This is a genomic window from Siphonobacter sp. SORGH_AS_0500 (assembly GCF_002838835.1).
Lineage (GTDB): Bacteria > Bacteroidota > Bacteroidia > Cytophagales > Spirosomataceae > Siphonobacter.
Map to the genome: position 1 here is coordinate 15,719 of NZ_NHPP01000015.1, position 20,453 is coordinate 36,171.

The 20,453-nt window shown below is 44.5% G+C and carries 18 protein-coding genes and 1 other RNA gene; 9 read left to right on the forward strand and 10 right to left on the reverse strand.

Annotated features, from left to right (window positions below):
• Positions 1-200: 200 nt before the first annotated feature.
• The 5 genes from BWI96_RS16335 (at position 201) to BWI96_RS16350 (ending at position 4,136) form a co-directional block, all read left to right on the forward strand.
• Complete coding sequence (locus tag BWI96_RS16335; RefSeq protein ID WP_106637617.1) at positions 201-650, forward strand: GNAT family N-acetyltransferase; 450 nt, start codon at positions 201-203, stop codon at positions 648-650.
• Positions 651-798: 148 nt separating this feature from the next.
• The gene (locus BWI96_RS22550) at positions 799-1,524 is read left to right on the forward strand and encodes a hypothetical protein (RefSeq protein ID WP_232793769.1); all 726 of its coding nucleotides are present in this window, start codon (positions 799-801) and stop codon (positions 1,522-1,524) included.
• Positions 1,494-2,099, forward strand: coding sequence for a rhamnogalacturonan acetylesterase (locus BWI96_RS22555; RefSeq protein ID WP_369804202.1), 606 nt, complete (start codon positions 1,494-1,496; stop codon positions 2,097-2,099). The genes BWI96_RS22550 and BWI96_RS22555 overlap by 31 nt, the downstream gene beginning before the upstream one ends.
• Before the next feature lie 64 nt (positions 2,100-2,163).
• Positions 2,164-2,952 carry a rhamnogalacturonan acetylesterase gene (locus BWI96_RS16345; protein WP_106637618.1) on the forward strand — a complete coding sequence of 263 codons (789 nt, stop codon included), beginning with the start codon at positions 2,164-2,166 and terminating at the stop codon, positions 2,950-2,952.
• Positions 2,953-3,005: 53 nt separating this feature from the next.
• On the forward strand, positions 3,006-4,136 hold the full coding sequence (locus BWI96_RS16350) for a glycoside hydrolase family 88 protein (protein WP_106637619.1): 1,131 nt from the start codon (positions 3,006-3,008) through the stop codon (positions 4,134-4,136).
• 68 nt (positions 4,137-4,204) lie between these two features.
• Here the strand turns inward: BWI96_RS16350 and BWI96_RS16355 are convergent, their stop codons facing one another.
• The 9 genes from BWI96_RS16355 to BWI96_RS16395 all read right to left on the reverse strand — a co-directional run bounded on the left by BWI96_RS16355 (position 4,205) and on the right by BWI96_RS16395 (position 12,783).
• Positions 4,205-4,666: a PIN domain-containing protein gene (locus BWI96_RS16355; protein ID WP_106637620.1), complete on the reverse strand. Its 462-nt coding sequence runs from the start codon at positions 4,664-4,666 to the stop codon at positions 4,205-4,207.
• A 1-nt stretch (position 4,667) separates the two neighbouring features.
• Entirely contained in the window at positions 4,668-4,943 is a 276-nt protein-coding gene (locus tag BWI96_RS16360; protein ID WP_106637621.1) for a hypothetical protein, read from the reverse strand.
• A 145-nt stretch (positions 4,944-5,088) separates the two neighbouring features.
• Complete coding sequence (gene trmD, locus BWI96_RS16365) at positions 5,089-5,763, reverse strand: tRNA (guanosine(37)-N1)-methyltransferase TrmD (RefSeq protein WP_106637707.1); 675 nt, start codon at positions 5,761-5,763, stop codon at positions 5,089-5,091.
• Between the two features lie 82 nt (positions 5,764-5,845).
• Complete coding sequence (gene rimM / locus BWI96_RS16370) at positions 5,846-6,421, reverse strand: ribosome maturation factor RimM (RefSeq protein ID WP_106637622.1); 576 nt, start codon at positions 6,419-6,421, stop codon at positions 5,846-5,848.
• Between the two features lie 111 nt (positions 6,422-6,532).
• Entirely contained in the window at positions 6,533-7,081 is a 549-nt protein-coding gene (locus tag BWI96_RS16375; protein WP_106637623.1) for a 30S ribosomal protein S16, read from the reverse strand.
• A gap of 691 nt (positions 7,082-7,772) precedes the next feature.
• Complete coding sequence (locus tag BWI96_RS16380; RefSeq protein WP_232793770.1) at positions 7,773-9,419, reverse strand: OmpA family protein; 1,647 nt, start codon at positions 9,417-9,419, stop codon at positions 7,773-7,775.
• A 96-nt stretch (positions 9,420-9,515) separates the two neighbouring features.
• Positions 9,516-9,910: RNase P RNA component class A (gene rnpB, locus BWI96_RS16385), an RNA gene on the reverse strand.
• A 158-nt stretch (positions 9,911-10,068) separates the two neighbouring features.
• Entirely contained in the window at positions 10,069-11,514 is a 1,446-nt protein-coding gene (locus BWI96_RS16390; RefSeq protein ID WP_106637624.1) for a DUF4403 family protein, read from the reverse strand.
• A gap of 324 nt (positions 11,515-11,838) precedes the next feature.
• The gene (locus tag BWI96_RS16395; protein WP_106637625.1) at positions 11,839-12,783 is read right to left on the reverse strand and encodes a DUF2027 domain-containing protein; all 945 of its coding nucleotides are present in this window, start codon (positions 12,781-12,783) and stop codon (positions 11,839-11,841) included.
• Positions 12,784-13,762: 979 nt separating this feature from the next.
• Between BWI96_RS16395 and fabG the strand changes: the two genes are divergently transcribed.
• The 3 genes from fabG (at position 13,763) to BWI96_RS16410 (ending at position 17,723) form a co-directional block, all read left to right on the forward strand.
• Complete coding sequence (gene fabG / locus BWI96_RS16400) at positions 13,763-14,509, forward strand: 3-oxoacyl-[acyl-carrier-protein] reductase (protein ID WP_106637626.1); 747 nt, start codon at positions 13,763-13,765, stop codon at positions 14,507-14,509.
• Positions 14,510-14,649: 140 nt separating this feature from the next.
• A complete protein-coding gene (locus tag BWI96_RS16405; RefSeq protein ID WP_106637627.1) occupies positions 14,650-16,707 on the forward strand; it encodes a hypothetical protein in 2,058 nt (685 codons plus the stop codon).
• A 131-nt stretch (positions 16,708-16,838) separates the two neighbouring features.
• Entirely contained in the window at positions 16,839-17,723 is an 885-nt protein-coding gene (locus BWI96_RS16410; RefSeq protein ID WP_157830402.1) for a DUF2279 domain-containing protein, read from the forward strand.
• Positions 17,724-18,471: 748 nt separating this feature from the next.
• Here the strand turns inward: BWI96_RS16410 and BWI96_RS16420 are convergent.
• On the reverse strand, positions 18,472-19,083 hold the full coding sequence (locus BWI96_RS16420; RefSeq protein ID WP_106637629.1) for an RNA polymerase sigma-70 factor: 612 nt from the start codon (positions 19,081-19,083) through the stop codon (positions 18,472-18,474).
• A 283-nt stretch (positions 19,084-19,366) separates the two neighbouring features.
• Between BWI96_RS16420 and BWI96_RS16425 the strand changes: the two genes are divergently transcribed.
• Positions 19,367-20,395 (forward strand): LacI family DNA-binding transcriptional regulator, encoded by a 1,029-nt coding sequence (locus BWI96_RS16425; protein WP_106637630.1) that lies wholly within the window; start codon positions 19,367-19,369, stop codon positions 20,393-20,395.
• The last annotated feature ends 58 nt before the right edge of the window (positions 20,396-20,453 follow it).

The following is a 20,453-nucleotide window of genomic DNA, read 5'->3' on the forward strand; positions in this document are numbered from 1 at the left end:
TTGGTTGTAAAGTATAAACCCGTAAAGTTAGGCAAGACGTTTCGAAATGGAAGATGTAACCCCGGAGGGGTTAAACCTGAATAGCCCCGGGTAAAACCCGGGGTTGCATCGGGGTTACCTACTGGATGGACCCGGTCTGGATAGACCGGATGTCTGTAATAACTCAAAACACATAAAACCCTAAACTCAAACGTTTTCCCATGAGTACCATCATTAGAAAGGCGACGCCCGAAGATGTTCCATCCATTTACCAGTTAATTGTAGAACTAGCGGAATACGAGAAAGCCTTACATGAAGTCATTAACACACCGGAGCAATTATTGAAAGACGGATTTGGCGAAAATCCCTTATTCGGAACAATCATAGCCGAAGTTAAAGGAGAAGTAGTGGGAATGTCCTTGTATTATTATCGGTATTCTACCTGGAAAGGCAAGCGATTATATCTGGAAGACCTAATCATCAAAGAAGCCTTCCGAGGGTATGGTTTAGGAAAACGTCTGCTGGAAGCCACGGTAGAAGAAGCCAGACAAACCGAATGTTCCGGCCTCATGTGGCAGGTGCTTGACTGGAACGAACCTTCCATTGAATTCTATAAAAAGTTCGGAGCCAAGCTGGATGGTGAATGGATTAACTGTCATTTTGATTTATAATTAAAAGCCTTGATCGAAAGATTAAGGCTTTTTTCTTAGGTATAATCTAATGGAGCATACTCTTTTAGTTAAAAACCGAAGCCCTGATAGTACGGGTTGCTAGTAACCCCTTATTTTTTCTACCATTGTGTCTTTTACTGAAAAACCTATGTTACGTTCCGTACTTGCCGGAATTCTTTTTCTTGGGCTAGGAACGACCTCTGCCCAGTCGTATCGCTTTGATTTTGGGGCGGGTCCGGCAGCTCGTGGCTATACCAAAGTAACAGCGGATATGAAGTATACCTCTGAACGAGGGTATGGATTTCTGCCCGGCTCGTCCGTGCAGGGTTTTTACGCAGTTCGTTACCTCCGGGATTACATTACCAGCTCTCAGCCTTTCTTTTTTTCGGTGAATCTGCCGGAAGGTAACTACGATGTGAAGGTTTTACTGGGCGATGAAAAAGATGCTTCCTATACAACCATTAAAGTCGAAAATCGTCGATTGATGCTGGAAAAAGTGGAAACAAAACCTCGCAAACTCGTCTGGAAAGAATTCACAGTTAACCTTAAATCTGCCCGAATTTCGGATCAGGATTCGGTTCGTTTGAAGCCTCGCGAAAAGGACTATAGGCACTGGGATAATCAGTTAACCTTCGAATTTACGGATGCCTTACCCAAAGTGGCCGCTCTGGAAATCCGCCGGAACACAAAGGCCCAAACGATTTTTCTGGCAGGTAACTCTACCGTAGTCGATCAGCCTCAGGAACCTTATGCGGCCTGGGGACAGATGATTCCCCGTTTTTCAAGCCAGCCAGAGTTGCGATTGCCAATTACGCAGAGTCGGGCGAATCGTTATGGAGTTTTCTGGCAGAAAAAAGACTGGAAAAGATATTGAGTGTAATCAAACCAAATGACTACCTCTTTATTGAATTTGCTCATAACGATCAGAAACAGAAAGACTTATTGCCTTTTGTGGGGTATAAAGAATTGCTGAAAAAGTACATCGCTGCCGCCCGTGACAAAGGAGCGAAGCCTGTCCTGATTACTTCCATGCATCGGAGAAATTTTGATGCGAAAGGTCAGATTGTTAATACGTTGGGGGAGTTTCCCGAAGCCATGCGACAGACAGCGAAGGAGGAAAACGTTCCTCTGATTGATCTGAACGCCATGAGTAAAACACTATGGGAAGCTCTCGGACCTCGGGAATCCGAAAAGGCGTTTGTCCACATTGCGGCAGGTAGCTTACCGGGGGTAACGAAGGACATTCATGATAATACTCATTTTAGTAACTACGGAGCTTATCTACTTGCTCAGTGTGTGGTGAACGGAATAAAATCAGCTCAATTGGATCTGGCGAAAGAATTGGTAGCAGAGTTGCCCGGGTTTGATCCAGCTCATCCGCCGCTGGTTGAGCAATGGAAATTCCCGGCCAGTCCATTGGTGGAGACGATCCAACCTGACGGCAATTAATCTGTAATCCATTTATTAAACATCTTCTAATGGCTGGACGAGGGTTCGATATCTACCTGATACTATGCATACACTCAAACGACTTTTTCTTTTTGCTCTGGTGTTAACGGTTGCTCTGGCGGCCCGTTACAAAGTAAAACCCACCCTGTATTTGATTGGAGATTCTACCGTAAAAAATGGTTCGGATAATGGAGACAAAGGCCTCTGGGGCTGGGGTCATTTTTTGCCGGAATTTTTTGATACTACTCGTCTTCATATCGAAAATCACGCCATTGGTGGCCGTTCCAGCCGAACATTTCAGACCGAAGGCCGTTGGGAAAAGATCGTCGCTCGCTTGCAACCCGGTGATTATGTACTGATGCAATTCGGTCATAACGATGCCGGAGCTCTGGACGATACTGCTCGTTCTCGTGGCAGTATTCGGGGTATCGGAGAGGAGACCCAAGACATTTATAACCCTATTCAGAAACGACCTGAGACTGTGCATACCTATGGGTGGTACATGAAGAAGTACATTACCGAAGCTCAGGCCAAAGGGGTCATTCCGGTGGTTTTATCGCTGGTGCCTCGTAATAACTGGAAAGATGGGAAAGTAACTCGGGCTTCTTCAGATTATGGTCTTTGGGCGAAACAAGTGGCCGAACAAACTGGAGCTACGTTCATTGACCTGAATGAAATAGTGGCAAAGCATTACGAAGAAACGGGGCAGGAGAAAGTAAGTAAGCAACACTTTACGGAAATCGATCACACGCATACGTCACTGGAAGGAGCGAGACTTAACGCAACTTCGTTAGTGGAAGGAATAAAAGCTGCAAAAGGATTAAAACTGGATCAATTCTTAAGTAAAAAATAACGATTCCTACGGGTTAACCTAGTGCGATTACTGTCTTATTCTAAACCTATTAGATGATGAAGAAAAGATTCCTAGCCACGATTGGCTTGTTTGCCTTAAGCATCAGTGTGCAGGCACAGAAGCTTTCGAAGACTAAAGATATTCTGGAGCCCATGCAGCGGGCGAATGCCTATTTTATGCAAAAATGGCCGGATACGGGTAAAGAAATAGTAACGAATATAGCTCGCCCCAGTAACATCTGGACTCGGGCGGTGTACTACGAAGGGTTATTAGCCTTACACGAAATCGATAAGAAAAAAGAGTATCTGGATTATGCTTATGCCTGGGGAGAATCCCACAAATGGGGCCTGCGTGGCGGGATCAAAACCCGTAATGCCGATAACCAGTGCTGCGGTCAGACGTACTTGGCTTTGTATGAAATGAATCCTTCGAAAAAGGAATGTATGCATGACATCAAGGCTAGTATCGACAGCATGATGGCTACATCCAAAGTAAACGACTGGACCTGGATTGATGCCATCCAAATGGCGATGCCTGTGTTTGCCAAACTGGGGCAACTGACCAATAACCCAGCGTATTACGAACGCATGTATGAAATGTACAAACATTCTAAAGACGTAGAAGGAGGGAAGGGACTGTATAATCCACAGGATAAACTTTGGTGGCGGGATAAGGACTTTGTGCCTCCCTACAAAGAACCCAACGGCGAAGATTGTTACTGGTCACGTGGCAATGGCTGGGTTGTTGCCGCAATGGTTCGGGTATTACAAATCATTCCTAAAAATGCTCCCCACCGCGAAGACTACCAGAAAATGCTGGTAGATATGTTAAGTGTCTTACCAAAAATTCAGCGGACGGACGGTTTCTGGAATGCCAGCCTTCATGACCCTACTAATTACGGTGGAAAAGAAGCAACCGGAACTGCTCTCTTTGTATATGGCATGGCCTGGGGCATTAATCAGGGGATTATTCCAGCAAAAACCTATCGGCCCGTTGTTTTGAAAGCCTGGAATGCTCTGGTAAAAGAATCCGTTCAGCCTAACGGATTTTTAGGGTACGTCCAGGGTACGGGCAAAGAACCCAAAGACGGTCAACCCGTAACGGTAAGCAGTAAGCCTGATTTTGAAGATTATGGCTTAGGCTGTTTTTTACTGGCGGGAAGCGAAGTGTATAAGATGAAATAGGTGTTCGTTATTGATAAATAGATTGTGGTTAGCATCTCTACCTAGCCACAATCCGTTTCGATACATTACTAATAATTTTCTATTCGTGTGTTTTTCTGCTTTACCATATCATATACTTTTATACCACTGGCTGTAGCGTAGTCAGACAATTTAGAGTCAGAGGTTATTAGAAATTTACATTCTTTTGCATATTCTAAAATCAAAGAATCGGTTAACCCCAGCTCATAAAATGAATGAGTTTTTGTGCCACTTACAGAATCAAGATACTTTTCTGAAGTAACGCTTATGATTTCTGTAATTCTTTCTAGGTAAGGGTACTTATAGGTTCCACCGAAATTATTCAAAAGGTTATCGACTTCTGTCCATATATTGGGTAAAACAACTAACTGATTGAGATCACCAATTACCTGTAGCAGTAATTGAAAATCTTCTTCGTCGTATATAGAAGTTCGTTTATGTTTTCCAATTAGATTATTATCGATTAACCCAACTATCAACAGAACCAAAGCATTGGTATCAATTAAAATCATTTCAATTATTGTATATATACAGACCTACCACTTCCTTATTTGCATTGATTTTTAATTTTTTATAAATTCTATGGTACTGAAAATCAGACGCTAGTTGAGCAAGAGGTGTGGCAGCTACACGCTTATTCGTATTTTCAACTAGATAAGAAACAACGACTTCCCAGATAGATTCATCTTCTTTATACTCTGCCTGTTCTAATCTGAAATCTGGATTAGCGAGAGTAGACAAACCATTAAGTTCATTTTTAGCAATAGTTAGAAGATCTTTAAGATTCATGGCGTGTAAGATTAAAGACGATTATGGTAGATTAACTTTCGTAGGTTATTAAGGTCAATGTTACCAATTTTTTGCAAAGGATGAAAACCTTAAAATAATATAAAAAGAAAAATCCTCGCCTAAAAGTTAGGTCGAGGATTTTCTTTTATGCTAACAAATCAGGTCTTCTTTGTTGGGTTCGTTCAACGGCCTGTTCATGTCGCCAGTCCTGAATTTTGGCATCGTGTCCAGATAGTAATACGTCCGGGACTTTATGCCCTTCCCATTCCGAGGGCCGCGTATAGACGGGAGGGGCAAGAAGGTTATCCTGAAAAGAATCCGTCAGGGCTGAGGTTTCATCGCCTAAAACGCCGGGTAATAGACGAATAATAGCATCTGAAATTACCGAAGCTGCTAATTCACCACCCGATAAAACGTAATCCCCAATGCTGATCTCTTTGGTTACAAAAATCTCTCGCAGCCGTTCGTCAATGCCTTTGTAATGACCACAGATAATGATCAGATTTTCGGTCATGGAAAGCGTATTCGCCGTTCGCTGGTTGAAACGCTCTCCGTCGGGGGCTGTGTAAATGACCTCGTCGTAAGTACGTTCAGATTGTAGTTTGCGGATCAGCTGAGCAATGGGATCGATCATCAAGACCATACCCGCACCGCCGCCAAAGGGATAATCATCAATCTGCTTGTATTTACCAATGCCGTAGTCGTGCAAATTATGAATATGAACCTCGACATGGCCTTTTTCCTGAGCCCGTTTTACAATCGAGTTCTGAAAAAAGCTATCCAGCAATTCAGGAACGGCACTAATAATATCCAAACGCATGGTAATAATCATTGAAACTGAAAAAGGAACTATCCTCAATCAGCATAGCCTAACAACAAGTAATAATGAACTAACAACGAAATTAAACGTCTTCTTCCTCTTCGTCGTCATCCCGTTCTTCCGAGTCTTTCGCTTCGCTCATGTAAATATCGAGCAGGCCTTCAGGAAGGGTAACGGTTAAGGTCTGAGCCTCATGATCGGCTCCACCAATCATTTCATCAATAACAGGGATCAGAACTTCTTTCCCTTCGTAATCCATCACCATCAGATCCTGGTGGGAGAGGGCCGCAAATTCACGAACCTTACCCAGAGGCCCTAAGTTGGTGTCAATAACCTGATAACCCACTACTTCATGAAAGTAAAACTGATCGTCATCCAGATCGGGGAGATTATCGAGCGTCAACCAAAGTTTGGCCCCTACGAGAGGCATGGCCTTTTCGATGGTATTGATGTCCTCAAACTTGGTGATAATACGGTTGGGCTGGATGTTGATGTTTTCGATGAAAAAAGGAATTAACTGCCCTTTCACTTCGACTAACACACTGTCCAGTTCTTCATATTCAAATGGATCGTCCACCTCAAAAAGCATCTGCACTTCGCCTTTCAGGCCGTGGGCTTTGGTGATCCGTCCTAATTCGTAACAATCTTCTTTTGTCATGCTCTTTTAAAGCGATCTATAACCAGTGAGCGATTTTCTATAGCTCAAAAATAAAGCAAGTCCGCCGGGAAACCCGCCAGACTTGCCAAAATCGTTTACCAGGGAAGAAGCTTATTCAGCTGCTTCTGGAGTAGCTTCACCTTCAGTTGCCGGAGCTTCTTCGGTAGCCGCTTCCTCTTCAGCAGGAGCTTCTTCTACTACTGGAGCGTTTTTCTTAGCTAAAGCTTCTGCACGAGCAGCGTTAACTTTAGATTCAGCTTCCAGACGAGATTTTTTGTCTTCTGCTTTTTTACCAGCGATACCTTCTGTAGCAGCAACTACTTGAGCATCTTTGGATTGCTTCCATGAAGCAAATTTTTCATCAGCCTGTTCCTGAGAAATAGCTCCTTTGTTTACACCAACCTGAAGGTGTTTTTTCAGCATCAAACCTTTATACGAAAGAATGGCACGAGCCGTATCCGTAGGTTGAGCACCGTTTAATAACCATTTAACAGCACTAGCTTCGTTAAGGTTAATAGTTGCAGGTTGAGTGTTAGGATCGTAAGTACCTAATTTCTCGATGAAACGACCATCACGGGGTGCACGAGCGTCTGCAACAACGACATCATACATTGCATGTTTTTTGCGACCGCGACGAGCTAAGCGAATTTTTACCATTATAGTTGGGTTTGTGGGGGAACCCGTCCCCCGGTTTCCGAATCGGATCGCAAAGATAAGACTTAGTTTTCAGTTTTCAGTTTATTGTTTGGAGTTTTTCTGTTTGGAGTTTTTCTGTTTGGAGTTTTTCTGTTTGGAGTTTTTCTGTTTGGAGTTTGGAAAGGAAAAACCGATAAAGGTAGGAGAAAGGTTTGGAAATGAGAATCATAACCCTGAAGGGGTTGAATATGGATAGCCCCGGATGAAAATCCGGGGTTTCTGTTTGATTTCACGGTTCTTATTCTCCCGCCCTGGCTGGTGTCTTCACCAGCCCTTACTAAAAGCCTAGCGGTTGGTGAGGACACCAACCAGGGCGGATGGGAAACCTATAAAGGCAGGAGAGTTGCTTGAGAAGATAACAATAACCCCAGCGGGGTTCAATACGAATAGCCCCGGGTGTAACCCGGGGAAAATGAGGTCCTTCGCTTTGCTTGGATGACAGTTCAATAGAAATCATGGCAGGTAGGAACCTGCCGTTAGGAACGAAAGGGAATCTCACACCAGAGGTTTGTTCAAGAGTTTTTGATTTTGAATAAGCCTCAAAACGCTAAACAAAAAACTCCAAACCCAACAATGTACCTAAAAAGAGAAAGGGTTTTGAGCTGAACAAATCAACCCAAAACCCTAAACTGAAAACTGTCAACAGAAAACTAACCTAATTCCCTGGGTAATTCTTCCAGTTATTCAGCGGTAAAATTCTCAGCTCTACGCGGCGGTTGCGTTGCATACCTGCGTTCGGACGATCGTTCGGAGCTACAGGGCGGAATTCGCCGTACCATTCGACCGTTACCCGGCTGGGATCTTTCAAACCATAACTCGTCAAATATTTTTTCACAGCCTGCGTCCGCCGACGGGATAATTTCATGTTGTAGGCGTCAGAAGCCCGGCGGTCGGTGTGACCAACAACCACGATACGGCAATCAGTTGCGTTATTCAAATACGAAATAACATCATTCAGCAGACGTTTGGCTTCGGGTAAAAGCGTCGATTGATCCGTCTTGAATTCTACGTTACCGAAAATCTGCGTACAAACGTCTTTTGGAACCTTAGCATTGACAAAAGGTTGCAATAATTCCTGAAGATTCATGGCCACACCAGAGCCTGAAACGATGCTATTGGCGGGCGTGTCTGGTTCTTTATCAAATAAATCCGCCACACCATCGCCATCTGAATCAGTGTATAGGCGAGGATCCACTTCGCCCGGCATAATGGCCTTTACCCGAGCCAGAGCAGTATCAAGTGTAGGGTTATAAGGTGCTTCAATGAGATCTTTAGGGTCCGTCCAGCGTAAATGATAGACTTTGTCTTTTTCATACGTGCCATCTGATTTTACCCGACCCGCTTTCCGACCAAATTTATAGGTAACCTCAATTCCCAGGGTACCGTACGTATCGTTGGCAGATTCTCCCTTACGAAAAGAGGTATTATTAACCGAAGAGAAAACCTGACTGGCTGATGAGTTATCATATCCACCCAAAGTCATATCCAGCTTTTCGGAGAATGTATGGTTGAAGGAGTATCGAATACCTAAATCCAGGTTAGGGGACCATTCATACACCAGGTGAACACCCGTAGGAATCACCAGATCACGGGTATATTTAGAGCCTGAGCCACCCCAGACCCCGGCAGTTTTTGAACTGTTAGGGCCGTTAGAAAACCGAATCTGATCATTGGGTTCGTAGGTAATATTCTCACCCAGTGAGTTAACAAACGACTGGGCATAAATAGAATAGACCCGAGTGTTATAATAGAGGAAACCCACACCCGCAAAAACGTCGAATTTCAGCCGACGAAGTTTACGCGTACCAAAAAGAAGCGATTTAAGGTTCACACTTCCCGTCAAGGCTCCCTGCATAACATCAGAGTTGAAATAACTCGGTACGTAAGAAATGCTGGGGGAAACACTATTGTGATCGGTATAAGTGGTACGATCCTTACTACCACTGAGCTGTCCAATTCCAAATTCAGCGGATACGCCGAAAATGTGCGAAAGCTGTTTATTGACGGAAACGCCCCCAAAGAAAGGTACTTTCTCTCCGGGACCTTTAGCGAAGAAATTACCCGTTTGTAAGTCACCGTAAAACTTGCTGATGCCGCCATGCACGCTTACCGACCAGGTATTCATTTTGTTGAAACCTTCATAGGAGCGATGCAGCCGTTTACTTTCAGCTTCAGCTAATACTCTCTGCTGGTTTTGCTCTTCCAGAGTCTGAGGAGTCTGGTATTTTTTGTCTGGTGTTTGAGCCATCAGGGGCCGCACCAATAAACTTAAAAGCGTAATCGACAGAAGGGTTCTTTTCATGTGCACATTAAATAGAAAGCGATTCCGGTTGAGGAGAATGCTTGACCAGGAGCTATGAATAGCTTTTGAACAGGTTGAACTCACTTCTTTTTACTAGAAAAAAACAAGCCGATAAGCCGGGTTCTGTCATCTTTGCTGTTACACAAAAACGTCTTATCATTTATCTAGGACGCCAGTCACCCGACGCCTCTAACGACCTACCCACCAGCACCGGACGAGCAGCCCTTCGACCCTTGCGGGTACCACTGGTTTATTTGGTCTTTCAGCCCGTGAGGTTTGCCCTGCCTCCTTTGTCACCAAAGGAGCGGTAGGCTCTTACCCTACCTTTTCACCCTTACTCTTCCGAAGAAAAGCGGTATCTTTTCTGTGGTACTAGCTGTCAGTTAACCGTCGCCAGTTAACTGCCTACCCGTTAGGTAGCACGGTGCTCTACGCTGCCCGGACTTTCCTCTTCCTTCGGTTAAAAAGGAAGCGATAAGATGGCTTGCTGCCTACAAAGGTAAGCAGTGAGTGGTTAGTTTTCAGTTTTCGATTTCCAGTTTTCCGTTAATTTCAGTAGTACGCTGTTCTATTAACCACAGAGTAAAGGAGTGAAAATGTATGATGTTACCTGAAAATGACCACGGAAAACAGTCCACTAATCACTAAACTAAAGTCCGTCGACATGCAATTGGACTTTTCCTTTTGCAAACACTACGGCGTATATCGATCCCGAAGTCAGGTACACCTGATCGGGGGTAATGGACTCAATTTTACCCGTTAGGGTTACTCCTTTGGCTACCTGATTTTTCGTTAATAAAGCCTGAATTTGCTTCTGAGCTTCTACGATGGGTTCGCCAACGGGAAAAGTTAAAGCTGACTGTAACGTTTTCCGCAAACGACTTTGCAATAACCAGTTCGCCGTCTTAAAGAGGAAACTACGCGTCTCCAGATCGTAATCCATGTCTCGCAAAGTAACCGATTTGCTTACTGGATCATAATAAGGAATACCCTTGAAATAGATAAATCCATCAATGCTTCCTTTCAAGCCAGCCCGAATGGCTAATGCATTGGCATCTCCATAAAGCTTAATGGAAGTTACTTCCACGGAATAGTTACCATACGTAAACTTCTGTCCCACGACGGTGTCTGATACCATTCGTTCGGCCTCGGCGTGGGAGAGTTCACTAACTAAACCAATTTTAAACTCATCGGTTGCCTGAGTCGCCAATTTTAAATCTGGAACCTGAGTGACGTTCTGAATAACAGGCTTTTCACCAAAGGCGGTCTCCGTATAGGTCTGAATACCGATGGTCGATTGAATCGTCTTGCCCACCGTCCGCAGGGGTGACATCTGAATGGAAACCGGTGTTATTTTTAACCAGGTTCTGTATTTTTCGGATACCTGGTAGGGTTGTAAAGCCGCATTCCAGGCCTGAATGACGTATTTTTTTACTTCAATATTCTTCGCAACTGCATCATCAATACCTTTCTCAAGCGAAGATTTTTTTGAATTCAGAGCCTTATCTACCAATCCTGCGACCGGAATGGAAAGGGGCCCGAGTTTCAAAACGGGCTTGGTCACCCAGTCATACCCCTCCAGTTTGGTGGTCGTATGAGCATCCCAGTTGGGAGCAATCATAAACCGCGTCGACAAACGAACGTCGATCTCGAAATTGAGCTCTTTTTCGGTAGATAACCCCAAAACGCTATAACGGGTTTTAATCCATATTTTTAGCGGAACCTTCAGATTCAAAGAACTTTCATTCGCGACGCTGGCTCCGGGTGTAACCAGGATACGGCCTCGTTTCCAGACCCGGGCCATGAGATCATCCTGATCTTCGTAACTCAGGTCTTCATAAATCAAATCTGTTAAATTGGCATTAATCTGACGTTCTACTTCCAGTAATGAAATGTCAACGGGAAGATTAATAGTTGAGAGGTATCGACGACTTTCCACTTGTTTCTTCGTGTAGAGATACGATTCCTTGGGGGCTGGCGGATTGCTGGACACCGAACGTTTCGGTTGACAGCCCCCGAGCGAAATCAAAAAAAGGAATCCAATTGCCGCCCAAAAACCACTGGAAAAAGGAAAACGGCACTGATAATGATGCATTACTTAGGGAATTCGGAATGATGGAATAATGAATATGATAGGAGTACGAATGAATCAATACATTTATTCCCTAAAAGATTTTACCAGCAGTAAATTTTTGAATTTTCAGTTGTCGGTTTACCGTTTTCAGTTGGGTAAAGATGCGATGCATTGCGTGTAAAACGCTGTTGTCGTGGCTGCACGCTCTTTCGGATTTATAATCCCCATGTACGGATCACAGATCCGTAACAGACTGGTTCTGGATTGCAAATCCAGAACAGCGTAGGAAAGAATTAGCTACAACGAACCTACTTTTATCTTGTATTGAAAACTGAAAACAGTAAACTATTTAATTTTCACCCGGGTAGCTCCATATCCAAACTTCTCTTTCTGAGCATCAGAGAAAAACGCTACGTGGGGGTGACGACCTAGTTTGCGGTGAATCTCCGTGCGAAGAGTCCCGTTACCAACGCCATGAATGAAAATGATTTCGTCCAGACCGTGAGCAACGGCGTTTTCCAGGGCGGTATTAAACGTTTTCATCTGAAGCTCCAGCATTTCGGCATTATCCATCGCCAGGAAATGACGGGTTAACTTTTCAATGTGCAGATCAACCGTAGTTTCGGGTTTTTCGAGTACCGGCTTTACTTCTTCCACTTTCTTCTCTGTCAGACTTTCTTTCAGTTTTTCGGGCTGAATATTTTCTTCATCCAGTTGAAATAAGTGTCCGACCTGGTCAAGCACGGGAATCCGCTGCTTCGTTTTAAAGAAAGTCCCTGCCCGGAAACGGATTTTCTTTTCCAAGGGCGGCCGTACCTGCATAAAGGCTAGGCGAGAGAACAAAGCCTGAACGGTAAATACGCCCCAGCTTTCAAAATCCTTTACCTGCCAGTCGCCCGTTTTCTGGCTGCTGCGAGCTTTCAGAATGCCTGATCCCAGGCTTTTGAAATGAGGTTCAGAACCATTGATAACTGAGAAAGGAACGTCCCAATCCGTATTATTAACGATATACATCGTCATTTCCCGGTCATTTACGGGAATAAAAGCCAGGTATAAGCCTTTGTTGGCGACAACTTCCGAATGACGAGGCTTAATCGCATCCGTATTTTGAGCAGGAACGGTCCGGAACCGGTTTTTCTCTTCTGGTGAAATCAGCGATACTTCCCGCTTTTGCACGGGAATCCGGAAACCGGCTTCAATTTCTACTTCTACCAAATCTCCCGCCAGGAATTTAGTAATAATGCCTTCTTCGCGGCCATGCACCAACCGAACTCGATCTCCAATATTCATAGTAATTCATAGTATTCACTTGAAATAGCAAAGGTAAGGGGTTTTGAGCGGCCGCCGCTGCGGTTTTGAGTTTTGAGTTTTGAGTTTTGAGTTTTGAGTTTTCAGTTTTCAGTTTTCAGTTTTCAGTTTTCAGTTTTCAGTTTTCAGTTTTCAGTTTTCAGTTTTCAGTTGGAAAGAGAAACCCGTAAAGGTAGGCAAGACGTTTGGAAAGGGAACCATAACCCCGGAGGGGTTGAACCTGAATAGCCCCGGATGATAATCCGGGGTAACCAGTCTGGACATTTCTGCCACCCTGACTGGTGTCTTCACCAGCCCTTACTAAAAGCATAGTGGTTGGTGAGGACACCAACCAGGGCGGAAACCTGTAAAGGTAGGGAAGGGGTTTGAAAAGGGAGACTTTAACCCCGGAGGGGTTTAATATGCATAGCCCCGGATGACAATCCGGGGTAACCAGTCTGGACATTTCTGCCACCCTAGCTGGTGTCTTCACCAGCCATCCATATAAAGCATAGTGGTTGGTGTCCTCACCAACCAGGGTGATGGAATCATAACTGGGCCGACCCTAACGATCCGTCACTAATCACTATACACCAACCATGGCGGATGGATGACGAGCTGGGGAGAATGCCGGGGTTGGTGTTATAAAAACAGAGAAAGAGAAATCCGTAATGGCGTTTTGAAAAGGTAAGTAATAACCCCACGGGAATCAAACATGAATAACCCCGGGTCATCCAGAAATTTTAATTAATGACATTTGAGTACCAGGGATAGTATGGCCTGCACGTCAGGGAGCTTTAATGAAATAAGAGATAAAAAACCATCCATAATCAAGTGAGAAATCTACGCCTTTGCTGGTGGATTTTCTTTTCGGGACGAAGGGTAAATCGTAAACAGAAAACAGAAAACTGCTAACTCTAAACTGAATTCTAATTTTGTGCGGTTAATTTTGTTACTTGTACTTCAAACACTTTTATTAGTTATGCCTTTATTAGAAGGAAAAGTTGCCCTGATTACGGGAGCTTCCCGGGGAATTGGCCGGGCCATTGCCACACGCTTCGCTCAGGAAGGTGCTTCCGTAGCCTTTACTTATTTGTCGAGTGTAGAAAAAGGTCAGGCTCTTGAAGCAGAATTGGCCGCTCTGGGCGTTAAAGCCAAGGGATACCGTTCAGATGCTTCTGATTTCAAGGCAGCGGAAGAACTCGTTGCACAGGTTGTGGCTGATTTCGGAACGCTGGATGTGCTGGTTAACAATGCTGGTATTACCAAAGACGGTCTGTTGATGCGGATGACGGAAGAGGCTTGGGACGAAGTAATCCGGGTGAACCTGAAGTCCGTATTTAACCTGACGAAAGCGGCTACTCGCACCATGATGAAAGCCAAGAGCGGTTCAATCATCAACCTGACGTCTATCGTTGGCGTTCGTGGAAATGCAGGGCAGGCTAACTACGCGGCTTCTAAAGCGGGAATCATTGGTTTTACGAAATCAGTTGCCCTGGAATTAGCGAGCCGTAACGTTCGCTCCAATGCCATTGCTCCCGGTTTCATCGTTACCGAAATGACGGGTGAAGTAAACGAGAAAGCCGTAGAAGAATGGATGAACTCCATCCCTATGAAACGCGGTGGCGAGCCTGAAGAAGTGGCCGACGCCTGCGTATTCCTGGGTTCTGATATGTCAAAATATATTACAGGTCAAACGATCCACGTAAACGGTGGTTTATTGACCTAGGAAATGTGTTTGGGAGTTAATAGGTTTTGAGTTTTGGGTTATTAGTTAAAAGTAGATAAAGGCTGCCACCACGTCTTGTACTGATAACTCAAAACCCAAAACTCGAAACTCAAAACCCCAAACCCAAAACGCTAACCCATTTGAACTTCGTTTTTCAGTCGTCGCCGTGGTGGATTCCGTTATGCCTTTTGGTGGGTGGACTCTACGCTTTTCTTCTTTATCAACCCAAGTCTTCCTGGAGTAAACCTGCTAATCTGGCTTTAGCCGGGCTTCGGTTCGTAGTAGTGTCTACGCTATGTTTGTTATTGCTCAATGTATTACTGAGGCAAACGGAAGTTAGTATAGAAAAGAAAACGGTGGTTTTGGCTCTGGATAATTCCGCTTCGGTAGGAAAACTGGGCGAAAACCTGATGGCCGGACTAAAAAAACTGAGTGAATCTTTACAGGATAAGGGTTATACCGTCGCCCTGCAAACCCTACGAGAAACGCCTGTTTCAACGTTGGACTCTGTGCAATTTACCCAAAAATCGACGGATCTTTCCGGCTTATTGAGTCATGTCAAAACCAATCTCGAAGGCCGAAACGTGACGGACGTAGTGCTGCTTTCAGACGGCATTATTAATCGCGGAGCTTCACCGACTTTCAATTCTTACCCCTTTCCCATTCATGCCTTGGCGGTAGGAGATACGACTCCAAAACGCGACGTTAATCTGAAATCTCTTTCGGCTAATCAAATTGCTTATCTGGGAAATCAGTTTCCGTTACAAGCCGATGTAGTAGCGGATGGGTATGCCGGAAAAACGGCGACCGTTCTCCTTCGGAAAGGCGGGCAAACCTTAAGCCAGCAAACCGTTCGCTTTGATAAAGAAAATGCTTTAGCGACGGTTAATTTCACAACTCAGGCTTCGGCCAAAGGCATTCAGCATTTGACGGTTGAAGTACTGCCATTACCTGGTGAATTCAATACTCGGAATAACCGAAAAGATGTTTACATCGAAGTCATTGATGGTCGGCAAAAGATATTAGTAGTGGCTTCTGCTCCGCACCCGGACATTAAAGCCATTCGTAGTATTATTGAAAAAAATGACAATTTTGAATTTGATTTTCAGATTGTTAACCCCATTTCTCCGGCTCAGCCTTCTGACAAAAAATATGATTTAATAATCTTTCATCAGCAACCGGATGCCTTTAATTCGGCTGGACCGTATATCAAAAGATTACTGGATACGGGTGTTCCAGCTTTCTGGATTGTGGCCAGTCAAACGGGTACAACGCCCTTAAATAATGCTCAGCAGATTGCTCAGATTCAGTCGCAACCGGGACAGGTGGATAAGGTAACCGGATTCTACAACCGCAATTTTACCCGATTGAATCTGAACCCTGAAACGATGGAGTTACTGCGTCGGCTCCCACCTATGACGGTGCCTTTTGGGGAAGTGAAGCCGTTGGCCAATTCGGAAGTCGTACTGTATCAGAAAAAGAATAACATCGAGACCACGAAACCTCTCTTAGTATTGAATACGGGGGCTAAACGCGGGGCAATATTACTAGGAGAAGGGCTATGGGAATGGCGTTTGGAGGAGTATCGGTTAACCGAAAAACAGGAAGCCGTAGATGATCTTTTTACGAAAATTATTCAGTTTTTATCAGCAAAAGACGATAAGCGAAAATTGCGGGTATATCCCACGCAGCATCAGTTCCAGATTGAAGATAGAGTGTCCTTGGAAACTGAAATTTATAACGATCTCTACGAGCGAATTTATGGTCCGGAAGTAGCCCTAAGTGTAACGGATGAAAAAGGACAGACTCGCAAGTATACCTATGTTTCTTCTGCCAGTCGATTTGAAATCAGTAACTTACCCGTTGGAGTTTACAAATATACGGCAACGGCAAAAGTGTTGGGCAAAGACGAAACGGCTTCGGGTGAATTTATCATTCGGGATGAACAACTGGAGCTAGCCAATACCACCGCTGACTATAATGGCCTACGCCAGTTGAGCCAGCAGACGGGTGGACAGTTTTTTACGGCTAGTCAATTAGATAACCTTGAAAAAGCATTAGTAAGCCGCGATTTACCCGATAAACTTACCAGTACGGAAGATCTCCGTGAACCCATTAACTTACGCTGGATTTTCTTCATTCTTATTACGCTGTTGGCTTTGGAATGGGGCGTTCGGAAATACCTTGGGAGTTATTAGGGGTAGTTTTGAGATTATTTGTTTATAACACTTGATTCATTCCTTTTCCTAACTTCTAAAAGAGGCCAATTCTGAATAATACGCAGGCACTTGGCTGGGATGTATTTTATTTGCAACTCAGAATGTTTCTTATGCGTATACTTTTCCTGATCCTTTTAGTGACCACATCATCGGTTTTCGGCCAGATTCGGCAGGATCGACTGAATGGATTATTAATCGGGCAGGGGGTAGGTTTCGCCGGAACGATTTATGGTTTGAGCAAGGCTTGGTATAAAAAGCCGCTGAAAAACTTCCATACGTTCAACGACAATCAGGAGTGGTTGCAGATTGACAAGGCCGGCCATGCGTATACCGCTTACCAGATCGCCCGCATCGGAATGGCGGCTTACCAATGGGCGGGAATGAATAATAAGCAGGCGGCCGTTTCGGGAGCTACCAGCGGAATTACCTTCATGTTACCCATCGAAGTCCTGGATGGGTTTTCGCCCGAATACGGTTTTTCTCTGGGTGACATTGCGGCGAATGTAACGGGCCCGGCTCTATTGGTTGCTCAGCAGTTAAGCTGGGGAGAAGTTCGTTTCACGCCCAAGTGGAGTGTTCACTCCACTAAACTCGCCCGGGAACGTCCAGAATTATTAGGAAGAAGCTGGAATGAAAGCTGGCTGAAAGATTACAATGGGCAAACGTATTGGCTGTCCGTAAATCCTGCTTCTTTTCAGAAACTAGATGATCGTCAGATTCGCTGGCCTAAGCTGATGAACATCGCCGTAGGGTACGGCATTGATAATATGATTTCTGCCGATTACGAGAAAAGTGTGGCGATGGGCCGTCGCCCGGTTCGGCAGTTTTTCATCTCTCCTGACCTGGATTTAACCCGAATTCCTACGCATTCTAACCTTCTCCGCAGTTTGCTTTTTATTGCCAATTGCTTCAAAATCCCGGCTCCAGCGGTAGAATTCCGGGTTTCTAAGGTTCCCCCCAAGTTCAAAGTAAAAGTGCATCCGGTTTATTTTTAGTTTTTCAGTTTTGAGCGGCCGCCGCTGCGGTTTTGAGTTTTGAGTTTTGAGTTTTGAGTTTTCAGTTTTGAGTTTTGAGTTTTGAGTTTTGAGTTTTGAGTTTTCAGTTTTGAGTTTTGAGTTTTGAGTTTTGAGTTTTGAGTTTTGAGTTTTCAGTTTTCAGTTTTCAGTTTTCAGTTTTCAGTTTTCAGTTTTCAGTTTTCAGTTTTCAGTTGGAAAGGGAGAACCTGTAAAGTTAGACAAGACGTTTGGAAATGGAAGGTATAACCCCAGCGGGGTTTAATTATCAATAGCCCCGGGTGCAACCCGGGGTGAGATGCAAGGTAGATAAATCCGATCTGGATGGACCCAAGTGATAACCTAGGCAAACGATCCCTGGATCACATCCGGGGATCGTTTAAGTTTAACCCCAGAGGAGTTTTTGCCTACATCTTTCATTCAGAGCGTAGCGAAGGACCTTTCGTCTTTTAAGTAACCCATTCCTTTTATACAAGACTTTCGTAAACTACAGGTATTCCCATTCCTGTATGAATTCTCTTATTTCGTCCAAGATAACAGGTTCCACCCTGGCTGGTGTCCTCACCAGCCATTAGGAAAAGCCTATTGGTTGGTCAGGATACCAACCAGGGTGGAAAAATTCTGTTACTTTGTTCGAGAGGACAGGTTAGGTTGTAGGAAGTGAATAAACAACAAAAAAGCCGTTACTAGGCAACGGCTTTTTGGGCAATCTTACAGTGGGTTGGTATGCTTATACGGCCTGAAATTGTTGTTCGTAGGCAGAACGTAGCATCTTCAGGGCCCGGCCCATTTGGGCTTCTACGGTTTTAATCGAGAGGTTTAGTTTTTCTGCAATTTCCCGATACATCAACCCTTCTTCGCGGCTCATGCGGAAAATCAAGCGGCAGCGTTTAGGCAAAGCTGAAATATTGGTTTCAATGAAATTGCTAACAATCTGGTAATCGTACTGATCTGCCAGACGGTCTTCAGACAGAGGCAGCGAATTGGCTACTTCTGGAGTAATTTCGTGTAAATGTAATTCGTGACGGTAATGTTTTAAATAATCGAAAGCCAGGTTACGCACCGAACGGAATAAATAGGACTCAAATGAGGTATGAATTTGCAAACGGGAACGATTCGTCCAGAAGTGCATAAACACGTCCAATACGACTTCTTCAGCCAGCTCAGTCGAGTTCAGAATCTTGGTTGCATACACCAATAACCGCTTGTGATACCGATGGTACAGGTCGGAGAAAGCGGTAGCGTCGGCATTTTGAATAAAACGTTCGAACAGTTGAGCAGTAGTGACCTTCGATTTTGCCACTGTTGAGCGTAAAGTAGGACGGCGGGACGTGCTGTTCATAGACCTGAGGTTAGTAGATATCACATTCGATTATTCCTGGAAATCTGATTTTTACCGAATCAAATTCTGGCGAAATCATGGAATGATATTAGCGGAGTGATGAACCGTCTACCAAAGGAATATGAAAATATTTTCACGCAACCGTTCCCGAAACCGTTCCCGGAACTATATTTACTTCAGTTTTTTTTGGTAAAGTTCAATTTCAATTCAAAAGCCTTTAACAATAGCCCTTTTAATGGGCAGGAAATAAATTGTATTATTTATAGAAAGGCTGCTTTCTCCTATGGCGAATACACCCATCATTACGCTGAAAGAAATTGCCCGCCGATTGGGCTTATCTAAATCGACCGTTTCCCGAGCTTTGCGAGACAGCAGTGAGATTGGAGCCGAAACCAAAAAACGTGTATTGGAACTAGCCCGGGAGCTGAGTTATACGCCTAACCCTATTGCTTTGAGTTTGCAACGAAGTCGTAGCCAGACGATTGGCATTATCGTTCCTGAAATTGCGAATTCGTTTTTTAGCTCAGTTATTAGCGGGATTGAAGATGTGGCGTACCGGATGGGTTATTACATCATGATTTATCAAAGCCATGATTCAGTGGAACGCGAAGTAACCGATGTACGAAACATTCTGGTGCGTCGGGCGGATGGGTTAATCGTTTCTACCGCCAGCCAAATTCGTAATCTGGATCATTTTCATACGTTACAGGAGCAGGGCATACCGGTTGTTTTCTTCGATCGGAAAGTAGAAAACTTCCAAACCCACCAGGTGATTGTCGATGATTTTGACGGAGCTTTTCGGGGTACGGAACACTTGATTGAACAGGGATGCCGAAAACTGGCCTGCTTAACCGGACCTCAGCACTTACCTATTGTGCAACAACGAACGGCGGGCTTTAAAGCTGCTTTACAAAAGCATAATTTACCCATCCGAAGCGAATGGTTGGTGGAAGGGCCCTTTCGGCAAATAAGTGGGAATCAGTTAACGAAGGAGTTATTTTCAGACTTGACAGATCATCCCGACGGAATTCTGGCCGCGAGTACGAGCATCGCTCTGGGTGCCCATTTAGCCATTCGGGAGGTAGGCATGAAAATGCCCGATCAGGTTTCATTGATTGGCTTTTCAGATCCTCCGATTGCTCCCTTGTTAGATCCGCCGCTGAGTTCGGTGGCTCAGCCCGGCTTTGAAATGGGGCAACAGGCCGCGGAATTATTAATCGATTTGATCGAAAAGAAGGGGAAGCCCATTCGTTACCAAACCCGGATTTTACAAACCGACTTGGTGGTCCGGCGATCTTCTCAACGGAGTTAATAAACCAGAAAGGCTCCGACGTTCAAACATTGGAGCCTTTCTGGTTTATTACGCTATG

What these genes read in the sequence shown, in the direction of transcription:
- BWI96_RS16335 (WP_106637617.1), top strand. Translation starts at nt 201, where the DNA reads ATGAGTACCATCATTAGAAAGGCGACGCCCGAAGATGTTCCATCCATT.
- BWI96_RS16395 (WP_106637625.1), bottom strand. Translation starts at nt 12,783, where the DNA reads ATGAATATTGGAGATCGAGTTCGGTTGGTGCATGGCCGCGAAGAAGGC.
- BWI96_RS16350 (WP_106637619.1), top strand. Translation starts at nt 3,006, where the DNA reads ATGATGAAGAAAAGATTCCTAGCCACGATTGGCTTGTTTGCCTTAAGC.
- BWI96_RS16390 (WP_106637624.1), bottom strand. Translation starts at nt 11,514, where the DNA reads ATGCATCATTATCAGTGCCGTTTTCCTTTTTCCAGTGGTTTTTGGGCG.
- BWI96_RS16410 (WP_157830402.1), top strand. Translation starts at nt 16,839, where the DNA reads ATGCGTATACTTTTCCTGATCCTTTTAGTGACCACATCATCGGTTTTC.
- BWI96_RS22550 (WP_232793769.1), top strand. Translation starts at nt 799, where the DNA reads ATGTTACGTTCCGTACTTGCCGGAATTCTTTTTCTTGGGCTAGGAACG.
- BWI96_RS16345 (WP_106637618.1), top strand. Translation starts at nt 2,164, where the DNA reads ATGCATACACTCAAACGACTTTTTCTTTTTGCTCTGGTGTTAACGGTT.
- trmD (WP_106637707.1), bottom strand. Translation starts at nt 5,763, where the DNA reads ATGCGTTTGGATATTATTAGTGCCGTTCCTGAATTGCTGGATAGCTTT.
- BWI96_RS16425 (WP_106637630.1), top strand. Translation starts at nt 19,367, where the DNA reads ATGGCGAATACACCCATCATTACGCTGAAAGAAATTGCCCGCCGATTG.
- BWI96_RS16360 (WP_106637621.1), bottom strand. Translation starts at nt 4,943, where the DNA reads ATGAATCTTAAAGATCTTCTAACTATTGCTAAAAATGAACTTAATGGT.
- fabG (WP_106637626.1), top strand. Translation starts at nt 13,763, where the DNA reads ATGCCTTTATTAGAAGGAAAAGTTGCCCTGATTACGGGAGCTTCCCGG.
- BWI96_RS16355 (WP_106637620.1), bottom strand. Translation starts at nt 4,666, where the DNA reads ATGATTTTAATTGATACCAATGCTTTGGTTCTGTTGATAGTTGGGTTA.
- BWI96_RS16380 (WP_232793770.1), bottom strand. Translation starts at nt 9,419, where the DNA reads ATGAAAAGAACCCTTCTGTCGATTACGCTTTTAAGTTTATTGGTGCGG.
- BWI96_RS16420 (WP_106637629.1), bottom strand. Translation starts at nt 19,083, where the DNA reads ATGAACAGCACGTCCCGCCGTCCTACTTTACGCTCAACAGTGGCAAAA.
- rimM (WP_106637622.1), bottom strand. Translation starts at nt 6,421, where the DNA reads ATGACAAAAGAAGATTGTTACGAATTAGGACGGATCACCAAAGCCCAC.